The following is a 14,435-nucleotide window of genomic DNA, read 5'->3' as shown; positions in this document are numbered from 1 at the left end:
CGTTACGGACGCACCGCAAAATCGTCGAAATAGGCGGTTTGTGGTGTGCTGGGAAACCACGGCTGGCTATTGCCGCCAAAGAAGGTGCTAAATAAGACTGTGTCAATGTCCTCACCGCGTGCAACAATCTCGCGGTCTTTGACGGTGACTGTTTTCTGGCCGTCCATCCAAATATCAATACGACCATTGGCTTGTCCGGGCGTATTAAGCGTGACCGTTTGTTTGATGTGATGCCACCGTCCGGGGATGAACCGCGAATTGTTTTTAAAGGCAATATTCTCACCCCATTTACGCCCATTTAAGCTTTTTAAGTGGTCATATAAATATAGAACGGCCTCGCCGTCCGTGCGCCACATTAACCGGGCTGTGAATCCGCCGCCGTTTGCGCAATTCATTCCGCCGGAACAGAGCGACCCGTCAACACCGCGTCCCGCAAGACCAGGTAATTTGCCGCCGTTTTTTCCGCTTTCTGCGCTGCTCTGTCCGTTAAAGGCGAAACCGTCTTCAAACTGTAAAGCGTAAGAGAGTGTGTAGCTCTGCGCGCCGTCAATCGCCCATGCTGCTTGCTTTACAGATTGCACATTCGCTGCATAGGTAATCTTCAATGAGCGCGTCCCGTTATGAGCGACCTTATCTGTGATTTGTGTTGTCTGCGCGTTCATACGGCTCGGCTTTCCTCTGACCGTCCAATCCATTTTCTGACGGGTGACGTCATAGGGATCACCAACAGCGTAATCAGGGTTTTCAAATCCCACCATAGCGCTAAACCCCTTTGGAGTATCGCTGTCCATTGTGGCGCAGGATCCTAGGAATAAGGCTGCGGACACAGTCGCCGCGTAAACTGTGCATTGCAATTTAAAAGGGGACAGGTAAATCATGTCTATGCTTAATATGAAAAATACTCTTCTGCCATCAATTTTATTGACAGGGGCGCTTGCGCTATCCGCCTGTGGGCCTGTTGACCCGGATATGACCACCGCCACTCGTTCTGTGGATGATATGGCGATGTCGCAGCAAACGGGTGCTGCCCTCTCTTACCCCGGGGATATAGACGCCGCATTAGCGGACCGTTTTGCCGCCTTGGCGGTGAACTGTGTCGACCAAGAGTTTCCCAATAAGATATCGCGTACAACCGATACGGCTGAAGAAATCGGCCGCCCCAAAGTCATCTTTCCCGTTTTTTACGGGTGTTTTGATTGGCATAGTGCGGTTCATGGCCATTGGTTGCTTGTGCGGCTTTTGCGGGACGCGCCCGAGGATACAATCTGGCGAGAGGAGGCGCTTGCCAAGCTTGACGCCAATTTTACCCAAAGCAACATCGACAGCGAGATTGCCAATTTTGCCCGCCCCGCACGCGGGTCATGGGAACGGCCTTACGGTTTGGCGTGGTTCTTACAACTGACGGCGGAACTCCGTGAAGTGTCAGCCAGCGATAGTTCACTTGCTCCACAAGCAAAAATTTGGCTAGACCGCCTGATGCCGCTCGAACGCGATATCGCAGATAGCCTCAATGAATGGTTGCCAAAACTCGCTTATCCGATTCGCCTTGGCACCCATAATCAAAGCGCCTTTGCCTTTGGGCTTATGCTCGATTGGGCGCGGGCGGCGGGTGATACCAAAATGGAGCGGTTAATCATTGAGAAATCGCTCGCGTTTCATAAGGACGACGTCAATTGCCCGCTGGATTATGAACCTAGCGGAGAGGATTTTCTTTCGCCGTGTCTTATGACCGCTGATTTGATGCGGCGCATCCTAAGCCCCAGTGATTTTGACGTCTGGTTTACCGCCTATATGCCCGCTGTGCCAACAGACGGTTCGGGTGATTGGCTTGCGCCAGGCATTGTCAACGATATAACAGACGGAAAGCTGGTGCATTTGGACGGGGTGAATTCCTCCCGCGCATGGAATCTTTATAATATTGCGCGCGCTTTGCCAGATGGGGACCCGCGCAAAGCGTCATTAGTAGCGGCAGCTAAAATCCATGCCGATACAGGTGTCGCTGCCGTTAGTGACGAGCATTACGCAGGCTCGCATTGGCTCGCGAGTTTTGCGACTTACCTAATGACGGACCGCGGTTGGCAAGAATGAGTGCGCCGCTCTGGGCCTTACTTGGTGTTGTGATTGGCGGCCTAATTTCGGGTGTCATGAATTACGCTTTGCAAACTAAGCGGTTCAAACACGACATAAACATGTTCAAGCTCAAAAACCAAAGTGCGGAAGTCGTCAAAAGCCTTCTGACTGAAATGCTAAGTCACAGCAGTTTCACTGATCGTAGCTTTGACGCATTACGTCGTCCCATCGTTGGCTATGATGACAATGATGTGCGCAAGTTTCTGCATGAAGTCGGCGCCAAGAAAATTGACAGAGACGGTGAGGAATGGTGGTATCTGTTATCTCGCCATGATGAGCGGGTAGCGATGCTCCGTGCCCGCAAAGCAAAAAAGGCCGCAAAGTCATGAGCCTATCCATGACCCCGCAAATCGAGAGCCCTTGCAAGCTTATCTGTGATTTGGACTTAGAGCGCGGCCTCTGCAAAGGGTGCGGTCGGTCACGCGAGGAAATTGCGCGCTGGACACGATATTCAGACGTGCAGCGCCAGTTTATTATGACCGAGTTATCCGCGCGTCTAAAAGACATGGGAATCGACCCCGAAAGCCCCGACAGCATAGACGCGGATTAATCAAGCTTTACTTCGGCCCGCCAAAGCGCCAGTTTATACGCGCCCATAACCGTAATCGAATCTGTGATTTTGCCTGCCTCTATTTCTTTTAAAAGTGCGTCTAAAGTGACGCGGCGGATATGCAATTCTTCGCTATCCTCTGGATGCGCCTCGCCTTGCGTTAAGCCGCGCGCAAGGTAAAGCGCACCAGATTCGTCAGTGACCGAATTGGATAAATGGTAATCCATGAAATGGGTCAGGCTTTCGGCGCGCAGTCCTGTTTCCTCTGACAGTTCCATTGCGGCTGTGTCTATCATGTCGCGACCTTGTGGGCAGCCGCCTTCGGGAAACTCCCATGAATATTGTTCCAGTGCGAAGCGGTATTGCCCAACAAGTGTGATGGTGCCGTCATCATGTAGGGGTATTACGCCGACGGCACGGTTTTTAAACCGCACGACGCCGTATTGTGTGTCATTGCCCGCCGGGTCGCGACATGTGTGATCCTCAACAGTTATCCAAGGGCTGTCAAAGACCACGCGTTTGGAAAGCCGTGTCCAAGGATCACGCGTTTCATCAAAATCAGAAGACATAGGTTTTACGCTAAAATTTCTTGCCAGCGCGTGACTTGCTTTTCCACTTCACTCGGTGCTGTGCCGCCGTAGCTGACGCGCGAACTGGCAGAGGCGAGCGGCGAGAGGACCGAATAGACATCATCGGTGATACGCGGTTCCACGCTTTGCATTTCAGATAATGTCAGCGCGTCGAGCGTTTTAGCCTTTTGTTCGGCTAGCGCCACAATTGTGCCGGTGACGTGATGGGCGTCGCGAAACGGCATGTTCAGCGACCGCACGAGCCAATCGGCCAGATCTGTCGCCGTGGAATAGGCCGCGCCTGCAGCCTCTGCTAAGCGGTCTTTATTGGGGTGCATATCACTGACCATGCCTGCCATTGCAGCCAGTCCTAGGGATAGTGCCTCGAAAGCATCAAAGACGGGTTCTTTATCTTCTTGCATGTCTTTGGAATAAGCCAGCGGCAGACCTTTCATGACAATGGTCAGTGTTGTCATCGCCCCCATAATGCGGCCGACTTTCGCGCGAATTAATTCCGCTGCGTCGGGGTTACGTTTTTGCGGCATGATAGAGCTGCCTGTTGTAAAGGCATCGGTCAGGGTGATGAAGCCAAATTGCGCGCTGGTCCAAATTACGATTTCTTCTGATAAGCGTGATAAATGCGTAGCGCAAATTGTGGCCGCAGAAAGCGCTTCCATCGCAAAATCACGCGCAGACACAGCGTCAAGCGAATTGGCCATCGGGCGGTCAAAGCCAAGCGCCTCTGCTGTCATATCGCGGTTAATCGGATAGGGCGTGCCAGCCAAGGCGGCGGCACCTAGCGGGCTTTCATTCATACGCGCGCGGCAATCAGCAAGGCGCGAACGGTCACGCGCGAACATCTCCAAATAGGCGAGCATATGATGGCCAAAGGTCACGGGTTGTGCGTTTTGCAAATGGGTAAAGCCGGGCATGATGGTATCCGTGTTGCCTGCCGCTTGCGACAATAGGGCACGTTGGAGTGTATCAATCTGGGCGTCAAAATTATCCAGCGCATCGCGCACCCAAAGGCGAAAATCTGTTGCGACTTGGTCATTGCGTGACCGACCCGTGTGTAGCCGCCCTGCCGCATCGCCGATTTTATCACGTAGGCGCGCTTCGATATTTAGGTGAATATCTTCTAGCTCTCGCGACCACGGGAAGGTGCCGTCATTAATTTCGGCTTCAATCTCGGTCAGGCCTTTGTGAATGGCGTCGCGATCATCGCTCGTGATAATCCTTTGCGCGGCTAGCATATTAGAATGGGCTTTGGATCCCGCGATATCTTGGGCGGCAAGTTTGCAGTCAAAATCAATTGAGACATTAATGGCTTGCATCAATTCGCCCGGCTCTGCGCTAAATCGTCCACCCCACATTTTTTGGCCTACTGATGCTTTTGTTTGGTCGCTATTTACCTTAGATGTATCAGTCATGATGATGTCTCGTTTATTCACATTAGGGAACGCCATTCGGGCGATGATTTTATTTGGTGTCTTTGCCCTGTTTGGCGTGATTGTGCAATCCTGCCAAGGGCCAGAAGGCGCACTTGACCGCTTTGCTGTCAAAACATTGAAAGGTTTGACCACACTTGACGTGCCGCCAACTCGGCCCGCTAGTTTACCCTTTGATACCGTGACAGGGGAGGCAGTCACCTTGTCCGATTATGACGGCAAGGTGGTGTTGCTAAATGCGTGGGCCACATGGTGCCCGCCTTGTGTCGCTGAAATGCCCTCGCTGGATGAATTACAACGGCTACGGGGCGGCTCCGACTTTCAAGTCGTCGGCATTAGTGTTGACCGCAATAAAGAGATGGCGCGTGAATGGGCGGATGAAAACGGCATTAATGATATGGCGCTTTGGCATGATAAAACCTTTCGTATGACGGGTGAGCTGGTTTTGCCAGGGTTTCCGACCACTATCCTTTATAATCGCACAGGACGCGAGGTTGCGCGCTTGTCAGGTGAAGCGGATTGGAGTTCGGAAGAGGCCTTGGCCTTAATTGACTACTTAATCGCGCAATAGCTTTTGTGAATCTTAGCCACTTTTCGCTCATTTTATGCGGATGGGTCTAAATTCTTTTGGCTAAAGCGTCAGATTTAATCTTCGCTTTCCGTAACCTTACCAAAGCACGGCTAAATTGTGGACGGCAATTTGACAGATGTTTGACGGGTTTAGCCCTGATTGTGCCCAAAACATGGCAGGTTTTACATGTCAGCAACATTGCAAAGCGTTCACTTGAGGGTTTTTAAAAACGGGTCATGATTAACGGGCCGGGGGGCATCTACATGGAGGCAATTATGCCAAAGATGACATTTATACGACCCCTATTGATCCTCGCTTTGACCGGCGGTAGCGCCACAGTTGCTTGTGCTGCAAATCCAGATATGGCGGCTTCAGATGAACCTGTAAAAACAGCTTTTGAGTCCGCTGATGTCGACCAAAACGGCATGCTCAACCGTGGTGAATTTATCGCCTATGTCGAAGCCAAAGCTGCCGAGGGTGATGAAGCGCATGCCGCACTTGTCGCAACAGGTGATTACGACCTCGCTTTTGCAGAGCGTGATCTTAATGCTGACGGCGCCCTGAATAAAGGCGAGCTTGGCGAAGTTGATGACAGCTGGGATGACGGCACATCTGAGACGGACGATGAGATGGATTATAAATCCGAGACGCCGCCTCAAGAATAACTTTAAGACAACCCGCCAGCCCACAACTGGCGGGTTGTCCCCAAAATGTAAGCGGCTCGCCAGCCCACAATTGGCGAGTCGCCCCGAAATGTAAAACGACTCGCCAGCCCACAGCAGGCGAGTCGTATGTGCTACTCTTGCGAGCCCATTTGACAAATGGCCAAGGGACGAGGTTAGGGGCAAGTCCCAAGCACAGGACACATTATCGATCCAGCTTAAACCGTAGATGAATGAAACGGCGTGAGCACGTTAACCTTTTTAAACCACATCTTATTTGCTTTGCCCCCTCGTCCAAGCTTGCGTTTTCTGCGTAAACTAAAACGTGACTGTGCATTTGCAAAAATTGTCTGTCGGGTCTGAGGGCATCGACACATTGGCCGAATGGCAGCGTCTTGTTGTGCGCAGGCGCAAAGCTCGCGGCCTATCCCCTGTGCATGAACATGTAACCCGTATGTTCCCGAAACAGGTCGAGGCGTTGCTCGACGGTGGCTCTATTTATTGGGTCATTAAAGGGCAAATTCAGTGCCGCAATAAAATTATTGGGCTAGAGGAAAAACGCGGCAATGATGGTATCCGTCGCTGCTCAATTCTTATGGAACCTGGCCCTGTTGCTGTTATCCCTGCGCCGCGCCGTCCGTTCCAAGGCTGGCGGTACCTCAAAGCAGAAGACGCTCCCCAAGACCTGACCGAAGCCACAGGTGGTGTCGAATTGCCGGCAGAATTACGTCGGAAGTTAACCGATTTGGGCGCATGGTAGACTGACCATACGCTGCTTGTCTGTGACGTGCTGCCATTTGCGCTTTTGTAAATACCAAATAAAAAAGCCCCACTCGTTTGAGCGGGGCTTTCTAATTTTAGCTGTTACAAGCGCTTAGAATGTGTAGCGCGCTTTCACGTAATACTGGCCACCATTAAAGCCGAACGGACCGGCTTCTGGGTAAAGTTGACCTGTGCCTGTTTGGCCTGGGTTCTCATCCGGGTAGTTGTTCAGGAAGTTTTGCGCGCCGAGGATCAGCTCAACACCTTCATAAACTTCTGCACCGATTTCTGCGTCAAAGAGGAACTCTCCGCCGACGGCGTAACCATTGCCATTGTCAAACCATGGGCCGTAGTAATTTGCACGAAGCAAACCACGCCACATGCCCTGTTGGTGATTGACCGTTAGATTACCACGCCATTCTGGTAGTAACTCTTCCAGCGCCAAGCGGCGGTTGGCATCGATAGGTGCCACGACACCCAAATCTGTCACGACAGTATTGGTGTAGTTCGCCGCAAGCTTCATTGATGTTTGACCGCTTTGACCGAAATCAAGGGGTGCTTCTGCGACGATGTCAATGCCTTGTGTTTTGGTCGAGAATGAGTTGGTGAAGAAACGGAACTCTGTCAGGTCTTCAAAACCAACGTAATCACCACGAACCAGCGCGCCAGCAGACGCTAGGTCTGTCAAGGCATTTGCAACGGTCGAGTTGTCATAATCTGTGACACCTTCGTTTGCCGCCAAGAAGTTCAGCGCATCAATAAAGGCGATGTCGTCTGACAGGGCAATACGGTCGTCCACTTTGATGTTAAAGTAATCAAATGTCCAAGAGATTGGGCCTGTGCTGAACGCTGTACCAAATGACAGGTTTTTTGCTTTTTCTGTGCCAAGCGTTGGACGCTCACCAAAGCTATCTTCCAAGAAGTCAGCCGCCAATTGACCAGGATTGGTCGTTAACGGGATAGTCCCTTGGTCAATCAAAGAGCCGTTAATGATCTGTGTCGTCACGTTACGCACGGTTGCCTGACCCGCAGATGGGGCGTGGAAACCAGTGGAGTATGTTGACCGCAATGTCACATTGTCATTGACGCGGTATAGGCCTGCGATTTTATAATCAAGGCTATCACCAAATGTCTGGTAATCAGAATAACGCATCGCACCTTGTAGGGTTAGGGCGTCTGTGATGTCGGCTTCAAGCTCGAGGTAACCCGCATAGAAGTCCTGGCTGTTGGATTGTGAGCTATTAAAGCCGCCAAAACCGTTAGAGCTAGACGAGAAGCCTTGTGAGACAAGCGGGCCAAGCGCGAATGACGCAGCGTCGCCCTGTGTGATGTCAAAGGTTTCTTCGCGGTATTCAGCACCAAAAGCAATGTTAAGCGGTGACGCCCAACCATCGACATCAACGCCGTAGTTAAAGTCTGCGTTAAAGCCAACTTCTTTCTGCTTGTAAGCACCAGGCACGAAATCACGTGGCGTATCCGGCCCGAGTGACGCGTTGACTGTGTTCTTGATAAAGAAGTCTGTATCAGACACACCCAAAGACGCTGATAGGTCATAGCCTAGGCCGCCAAGGGCACCGCGCATACCACCCGCGATAGAGTAGTCTGTGTTGTTACCACCAAAGCGCGGTACGAAACCACCGGGGATTGTTTCAACAAATGAGAAACAGTTCGGGTCAGCTGTAACAGTTGCCAAAACAGTCGGGTCAAGCGTTAAGCCGTCATCCAGAAGCGGAATACCCGCCGGGCAAGAGCCGCCGGTGCCGACGCCGTCGAGGTCACCAACAAGAACAGACGGTCCGCCATTGATTGTTGGCCCGCGGTAAACGCCACCACGGTTGGTTGGGTTACGGAAGAAGAAACCGCCTGTCGCTGTGCGCTCATTGTAGTTACCAAAGGCATAGACTTCGGCATTCTCAGAGAGCTCATAGCCAGCGTTGACGAATAACTTGATCTCGTCATCAATGTCAGGAGACCCCCAATATTGAGCAAATTCGTCTGTGTAGCTGTTTACAGTTTCAAAATCAGCAACCGCAGTATTACCAGCCGCGATAAGGGCCAAAACGTCTGAACGATCCGCCGCGCGCACTGTCCCTTTGGTCTCGCCGTATTCACCGGTGATGTTCACAAAGCCGTTTTCACCCAAAGGCAGACCGACGTTTGCGCCGATTTTATAGACGTCGCCGTCACCTTTATAAGTCTGACCCCAAGAGGCTTCGACCATGCCGCCTTCAGAGGCGTCTTTAAGGGCAAAGTTAATCACGCCCGCAATCGCATCAGAACCATATTGTGATGACGCACCGTCGCGCAGAACTTCAACCTGCTTTAGCGCTAATGATGGGAACACACCAATATCGACGCCTTGCGCGCCGTCAGAGATGCCGCCGCCTAGGAATGAAATCACAGAGCCTTTGTGACGACGTTTGCCGTTCAAAAGAACCAATGTGTTATCAGGTGACAGACCGCGTAAGTTGGCGGGGCGAATAATTGTCGCCGCATCAGAAATCGGCTGTGTGTTGACGTTATAGCTTGGTACGACGTTCCGAAGAAGGTCGGTGATATCGCCAACGGCTTGGTTTGAGAACTCAACGCCAGAGATAACATCAACAGGCGCAGGCGTATCCGCCGCAGAGCGGGCTGTACGGCGTGTACCGATAGAGATGATTTCGTCCTCAATAACGTCTGTGTTGCTTTGCGCATAAGACGGTGTCGCCATCATGGCGCCTAAAATGGCGCTAGAGGCCGTTGCCGCCAATACGTGTTTAAACGTGAAATTTTTCATGGAATATCCTTCAGATATTATTGTAAATATGACCTCTTCACGGGCCAAATCAGTCCTTACAACCGATATTGATATGCATCAATAAAGCAGTTATTGACCGGGGCAGAATTTCGCGATTTGTGGTATATTTGACACAATTTTTCGACAAATCGCCATGATGTGCCGTCACTTTGTACAAATTGTGTCAAAAGCAGGGCGTTTGAGGGAGAATTTACCGTGGGTGACTTAAAGCTGAGCTTGGCAAAACCGACTGATATTGATGCGATTTCCGCGCTTATGCGGCGCGCAATTCGGGAATTACAGCGTGGTTATCTAACTGAGGCTCAAATAGAGGCTAGCTTTGCAGGCATGGGGCTGGATACCCAATTAATTCATGACCAGACGTATTTTGCGGTGTGGGATGTCGAGGGCGGTAGAGAGACGCTCGTTGGTTGTGGGGGGTGGTCACGGCGCGCAACGCTTTACGGCGGCAATCACAGTGCAGGTCGAAGTGCCGTTTTGCTTGATCCGACCAAAGACCGTGCACGCATCCGCGCTATGTACACCCACCCGGATCATACAAAGCGCGGCATTGGCAGAATGATATTAAAGGCAGGCGAAAATGCTGCCAAAGATGAAGGCTTTAGCGCGCTAGAAATGGCCGCCACCATGGCGGGCGTGCCGTTCTATAAACGTTGTGGGTACACGGTCGAATCAGAATGGGAAGACACAAATGGCTCAGTGCCAGTGCCGCTCTGTACGATGGTCAAATGGATTTAACCTTGTTTTAGAACGCGCTTTGTAGAGGCGGGATATTTCTCCACCCAAGCCCCCACACGCGTTGGGCGAGGGCTCAGTAAGCCGCCGCAATTAGGACATTTATCAAGGTCGCACTCTGTGCAAAATGTACACTCTAGCGAACAGATAAGGACGTTGGTCGCGTCAGGCGGCAAATCTGCGTTACATAATTCACAATTTGGTCGCATCTCTAACATTTAACCCACCTTTATCGCGCAATTATCAATCAGACGAACCATCGTCCCGTCAACGCCGTTGCGCGGACAATGGGCGGCAATCAGCAGGCGTGATTCCGTTTCGGGATGCCCTGTCTTCTGCACAGCCAGGCTACTCGCGCCTGTAACACTGACGTAATCCACGACGTGAAACCCGCCCGTCAGCAGCGCCCGCATCGCCATTTCAATGGCAATTTCTAGGGCTTGGCCGCCTTCGATTTTGGCGGCGCAATCAAACATAATACCGTTTAGCTTTCGTGCGACCGCTAGGCCTGTCTCATCAAAATATGCGTTGCGCGATGACAGGGCGAGGCCATGTTCATCCCGCGCAATGGGCGCGCCAATGATGTCTATCGGCATATCCAAATCAATGACCAGCCGCCGTATGGTCGCCAGTTGCTGATAATCTTTTTCGCCAAATATCGCCATGTCAGGGGCAACACGGTTCAATAGTTTGGTGACCACAATGGCCACGCCTTCAAAAAAGGTTGGTCGGTGGTCGGTCTCTAAGCCCTCTGCCACACCGCCGACGCGCATATGGGTCGCATGGTCCGAATCATACATTGTGCCGCGGTCAGGAATGTAAACCAGATCACATTTCGCTGACGCAAGCGCGGCAATATCAGCCTCTTCTGTACGCGGGTAGGCGTCAAAATCTTCATTTGGGGCAAATTGCGTTGGGTTGACATAGATGCTGGCCACGACTTTGTCGGCGCGTGATTTACCAAGGGTAATCAAAGATAAATGCCCCGCATGTAACGCGCCCATCGTCGGCACAAAGGCGGTGGTCTTACCCTTTGCCCGCCACTTCGCCATTTGATTGCGGAGCGCGGGGAGCGTGCGTACAATTTTGGGGGATTTGCTCATGGCTGACACCTCATGAAATGGGGCTTAACTGTAGACCCTGCAAATAACAAATAATAATTATTGACTACATTTGTAATCAATAATATGACTACATGTGTAATCAATATAGGGTATGCGCTATGAAACGCATTTCACAATCAGAATTGGATGTCATGCGTGTGCTTTGGACAGAGGCGCCTTTGGCGGCTTCAGACGTCATTAAGCGGCTAGACGAATCTAAAGATTGGAATGACCGCACAGTAAAAACACTGCTCGCGCGGCTCGTGGATAAAGGCGCTCTATCGACCACCCAAGACGGACGGCGTTACCTCTATGCCCCCCTAATTGCGCAAGACGTCTACGCTGGCCATGCCGCGCGCTCATTATCACAGCGCTTATTTGGAGGCCGCGCCGCACCCTTGGTTGCGCATCTGGCGCAAGGGGACGGACTTTCTGACGACGATATCGCCGAGCTTGAGGCTCTCTTGAAGGATTTGAAATCATGAACGGATATTTCGTTAATGCTCTCGGAAACCTGCAGGAGCAATCACACATGGTCGCAAGTTGGGCGGTGCAAACGGGCGTTATGGTTAGCCTGCTCATTATGACAGTGCTGATATTGCGGCGTCCGTTTGCAAAAATATTTGGGGCGAGGGCGGCCTATGCGCTTTGGCTTCTGCCCGTGATGCGATTGTTCATGCCAACCGTGTCTGTGCCGCCAAACTGGTTGTTTTGGAAAGATGTGTCATCATTTGTAGAGATGCCAGGGGACCTCGTAACGCCAACTTATACAATACCCGCGACGGTTAGATCGTCACCGGATTATTCATTTTGGAACGCAGTTGATTGGACAGCTCTGGCTTTGTCAGTTTGGGTGATTGGGACGGTGCTTTGGCTATTATGGCAAGGCATACTATATCAGCGTGCGCGGCGCGTGTTGTTGGACGGGTCATCGCAAATAGATGCGGCAACCCATAAAGTCGTTGCAAAGTGTGCTGCAAAATTAAAACTGAAGAGGCTGCCTCAACTACGTTTCGCCCATGATAATCGCGGCCCTATGGTCATGGGATTGTTTGAGCCAGTGATCATCTTGCCCCGTAATTTCGCCCATGATTTCACGTCTGCGCAACAATGCTTTGCCCTATTGCATGAATTAGCCCATATCAAACGCTTTGACTTATGGGCCGCTTTTGCAGCCTTGATTTTTCGCGCACTCAATTGGCCAAACCCACTGGTGCATTACGCCATGCGCGCTTTTCGTATCGACCAAGAAGCGGCCTGTGACGCCAGTGTTTTGAGTGTCATTGATGGTCGTGATAACCGTCAAAGCTACGGGGAGACCTTACTGCGTGCCGCAACATTATCAAAACTATCCCCCGGTCAAAAATTTACCGATGTGCCAATCGGTTTGACCCTTAACCACCCGCTAAAGGAGCGACTCATGGCCTTAAAAAACCCGATGAAAAAAACAAATTGGCTGACCTACACCGTGGCAAGCGCGGCCATACTCGCTGGCTGTGCGATGACGGCGCCCTATACGGTGGCTAGCGCACAGGATGATATTTTAGCGGGCGCGCCCTCGCAAAACACACAAACCATGCGGCAAGTCACCGTTGTTGAAAAAGACGGTAAAATCCTCGTCGATGAGGGCTATGAAATCCGTATTGAGGACGGGAAGGCCGAGGCATGGGAGATTGACTCTAAATCTGGAAAGCGCAAACGTGTTGATATTCAGACACTGAAAGATAAAGACGGGTTTGACTTTGACATCAGTAAAAATGGGATTGTTTCGTTGTCGGCTGATAGGATTGTGCATGTGCCTCTTCCGCCAAAGCGCCCCAATGGTGTTACGGGTATAGTGCTTCCGAACTCTCCGCGCTTTAATCACTTCAAAGATATGAAGTTTGATGATTTTCAGTTTCACAGCATGGACAGGGCTTACCGCGCTGAAATGCAAGATGATGGAAGCTTGATTGTCAACACGCCCGATGGCCAAAGCCGCAGCTTTGCTACCCAAGATGAGATGGTCGATTGGGTGAAAGATCAGCATGGGGTCCGGGTCGATATGGAAAACCTTAATATTGAAACCATACGCATGCAGGCGCAATTGCAAGCGGCTCAATCTTTACTCATGCAAATGCAAAAAGAGGATATTCCATCGGTAGAGCGTGAACTTGCCAAGGCTCGAAAGGCCTTGAAAAAGGCAGCCAAAGCCCTTGAGGACGCAGAACGTAGCGCCCGATAGGCACCACTCTTTTTTCGCTTAAGCTCACCCCATTCGGGTGGGCTTTTTTTCACGCATATAAAAACAAAACACGAACAAATTAAGGCAGATAAATCTTGCCTCTGTCCTAATCACGCCACATCATGTCGATATCACGGTATATGTAAGACAACATATCCGGGCTGGAGGCTATTATGGCGAAAATATATTTAGTTGATGATGATGAAAACATACTGACATCGGTGTCGATGTTCCTAGAGGGGGAAGGCTACACGGTTCGCAAGTTTCACGACGGGGCCAGCGCGCTGGACGTTTTAAAATCCGACCCGCCAGACCTGGCTGTGTTTGACGTTAAAATGCCGCGTATGGACGGGCTTGAGCTTTTACGTCGTTTGCGCACGACATCAAATCTGCCGGTGATTTTCCTCACCTCTAAGGATGATGAATTTGACGAAGCCATTGGCCTGAACATGGGTGCAGATGATTACATCAAAAAGCCGTTTTCGCAGCGATTGCTCGGCGAGCGCATAAAGGCCGTTCTGCGCCGCGCTAATCTGACGTCTATCGTCAATCCTGCGCCGGGCGCGGAAGGCGATGAGAAGGTGATAAGCCGTGGAAAGCTGGTGCTGGACCCTAACCGCCATGCTTGCTCTTGGGAGGGTTCGCCTGTGCGTTTGACGGTCACGGAATTTCTTATTTTGGAAGCGCTGGCGAAGCGTCCCGGTTTTGTGAAGTCACGCGATCAATTGATGGATGCGGCCTATGATGACCAAATTTATGTCGATGACCGCACAATCGATAGCCATATCAAACGACTACGCAAAAAGTTCCGCAAGACGGATAAGAGCTTTGATGGTATTGAGACCCTCTATGGTGTCGGTTATAAATATAAGGAAGCCTAA

Annotated in this window: 16 protein-coding genes; 10 read left to right on the top strand and 6 right to left on the bottom strand. The window is 51.3% G+C overall.

All coding sequences use genetic code 11. The features are described 5' to 3' along the window. Positions 1 to 2: 2 nt before the first annotated feature. Positions 3 to 878: a polysaccharide lyase gene (locus AB6B37_RS11995; protein ID WP_371396049.1), complete on the bottom strand. Its 876-nt coding sequence runs from the start codon at positions 876 to 878 to the stop codon at positions 3 to 5. On the opposite strand from AB6B37_RS11995, the gene AB6B37_RS11990 reads away from it, so the two are divergent. The 3 genes from AB6B37_RS11990 to AB6B37_RS11980 are packed head-to-tail and all read left to right on the top strand — an operon-like array spanning position 877 to position 2,680. After that, complete coding sequence (locus AB6B37_RS11990) at positions 877 to 2,088, top strand: DUF2891 domain-containing protein (RefSeq protein ID WP_371396048.1); 1,212 nt, start codon at positions 877 to 879, stop codon at positions 2,086 to 2,088. The genes AB6B37_RS11995 and AB6B37_RS11990 overlap by 2 nt on opposite strands. Further along, positions 2,085 to 2,459 (top strand): hypothetical protein, encoded by a 375-nt coding sequence (locus AB6B37_RS11985; RefSeq protein WP_371396047.1) that lies wholly within the window; start codon positions 2,085 to 2,087, stop codon positions 2,457 to 2,459. Before AB6B37_RS11990 ends, AB6B37_RS11985 begins: the two co-directional genes overlap by 4 nt. 8 nt (positions 2,460 to 2,467) lie before the next feature. Then, positions 2,468 to 2,680: a DUF1289 domain-containing protein gene (locus tag AB6B37_RS11980; protein WP_371396046.1), complete on the top strand. Its 213-nt coding sequence runs from the start codon at positions 2,468 to 2,470 to the stop codon at positions 2,678 to 2,680. Here AB6B37_RS11980 and AB6B37_RS11975 read toward each other — a convergent pair. Next, complete coding sequence (locus tag AB6B37_RS11975; protein ID WP_371396045.1) at positions 2,677 to 3,249, bottom strand: NUDIX domain-containing protein; 573 nt, start codon at positions 3,247 to 3,249, stop codon at positions 2,677 to 2,679. The genes AB6B37_RS11980 and AB6B37_RS11975 overlap by 4 nt on opposite strands. 5 nt (positions 3,250 to 3,254) lie before the next feature. Beyond that, entirely contained in the window at positions 3,255 to 4,679 is a 1,425-nt protein-coding gene (gene argH / locus AB6B37_RS11970) for an argininosuccinate lyase (RefSeq protein ID WP_371396044.1), read from the bottom strand. Between argH and AB6B37_RS11965 the strand changes: the two genes are divergently transcribed. The 3 genes from AB6B37_RS11965 to AB6B37_RS11955 all read left to right on the top strand — a co-directional run bounded on the left by AB6B37_RS11965 (position 4,678) and on the right by AB6B37_RS11955 (position 6,690). Next, a complete protein-coding gene (locus AB6B37_RS11965; protein ID WP_371396043.1) occupies positions 4,678 to 5,268 on the top strand; it encodes a TlpA family protein disulfide reductase in 591 nt (196 codons plus the stop codon). The two genes, argH and AB6B37_RS11965, sit on opposite strands and share 2 nt — an antisense overlap. A gap of 275 nt (positions 5,269 to 5,543) precedes the next feature. After that, the gene (locus tag AB6B37_RS11960) at positions 5,544 to 5,933 is read left to right on the top strand and encodes a hypothetical protein (RefSeq protein WP_371396042.1); all 390 of its coding nucleotides are present in this window, start codon (positions 5,544 to 5,546) and stop codon (positions 5,931 to 5,933) included. Positions 5,934 to 6,261: 328 nt separating this feature from the next. Then, positions 6,262 to 6,690, top strand: coding sequence for a DUF1489 family protein (locus AB6B37_RS11955; protein ID WP_371396041.1), 429 nt, complete (start codon positions 6,262 to 6,264; stop codon positions 6,688 to 6,690). 114 nt (positions 6,691 to 6,804) lie between these two features. On the opposite strand, the gene AB6B37_RS11950 is transcribed toward AB6B37_RS11955, so the two are convergent. Beyond that, the gene (locus AB6B37_RS11950) at positions 6,805 to 9,471 is read right to left on the bottom strand and encodes a TonB-dependent receptor plug domain-containing protein (RefSeq protein WP_371396040.1); all 2,667 of its coding nucleotides are present in this window, start codon (positions 9,469 to 9,471) and stop codon (positions 6,805 to 6,807) included. A gap of 216 nt (positions 9,472 to 9,687) precedes the next feature. Between AB6B37_RS11950 and AB6B37_RS11945 the strand changes: the two genes are divergently transcribed. Continuing rightward, complete coding sequence (locus AB6B37_RS11945; RefSeq protein ID WP_371396039.1) at positions 9,688 to 10,230, top strand: GNAT family N-acetyltransferase; 543 nt, start codon at positions 9,688 to 9,690, stop codon at positions 10,228 to 10,230. Here AB6B37_RS11945 and AB6B37_RS11940 read toward each other — a convergent pair. Both AB6B37_RS11940 and panC read right to left on the bottom strand, forming a co-directional pair. After that, entirely contained in the window at positions 10,227 to 10,445 is a 219-nt protein-coding gene (locus AB6B37_RS11940; RefSeq protein WP_371396038.1) for a DUF1272 domain-containing protein, read from the bottom strand. The genes AB6B37_RS11945 and AB6B37_RS11940 overlap by 4 nt on opposite strands. Further along, positions 10,446 to 11,330: a pantoate--beta-alanine ligase gene (gene panC, locus AB6B37_RS11935; protein ID WP_371396037.1), complete on the bottom strand. Its 885-nt coding sequence runs from the start codon at positions 11,328 to 11,330 to the stop codon at positions 10,446 to 10,448. A 119-nt stretch (positions 11,331 to 11,449) separates the two neighbouring features. On the opposite strand from panC, the gene AB6B37_RS11930 reads away from it, so the two are divergent. The 3 genes from AB6B37_RS11930 (at position 11,450) to AB6B37_RS11920 (ending at position 14,435) form a co-directional block, all read left to right on the top strand. Then, on the top strand, positions 11,450 to 11,815 hold the full coding sequence (locus AB6B37_RS11930) for a BlaI/MecI/CopY family transcriptional regulator (protein ID WP_371396036.1): 366 nt from the start codon (positions 11,450 to 11,452) through the stop codon (positions 11,813 to 11,815). Then, a complete protein-coding gene (locus AB6B37_RS11925; protein ID WP_371396035.1) occupies positions 11,812 to 13,554 on the top strand; it encodes a M56 family metallopeptidase in 1,743 nt (580 codons plus the stop codon). The genes AB6B37_RS11930 and AB6B37_RS11925 overlap by 4 nt, the downstream gene beginning before the upstream one ends. Positions 13,555 to 13,727: 173 nt before the next feature. Further along, a complete protein-coding gene (locus AB6B37_RS11920; protein WP_371396033.1) occupies positions 13,728 to 14,435 on the top strand; it encodes a response regulator transcription factor in 708 nt (235 codons plus the stop codon).

This window comes from Fretibacter rubidus, assembly GCF_041429785.1.
GTDB lineage: Bacteria > Pseudomonadota > Alphaproteobacteria > Caulobacterales > Maricaulaceae > Fretibacter > Fretibacter rubidus.
This window is presented reverse-complemented; position numbering and strand designations above follow the sequence as displayed.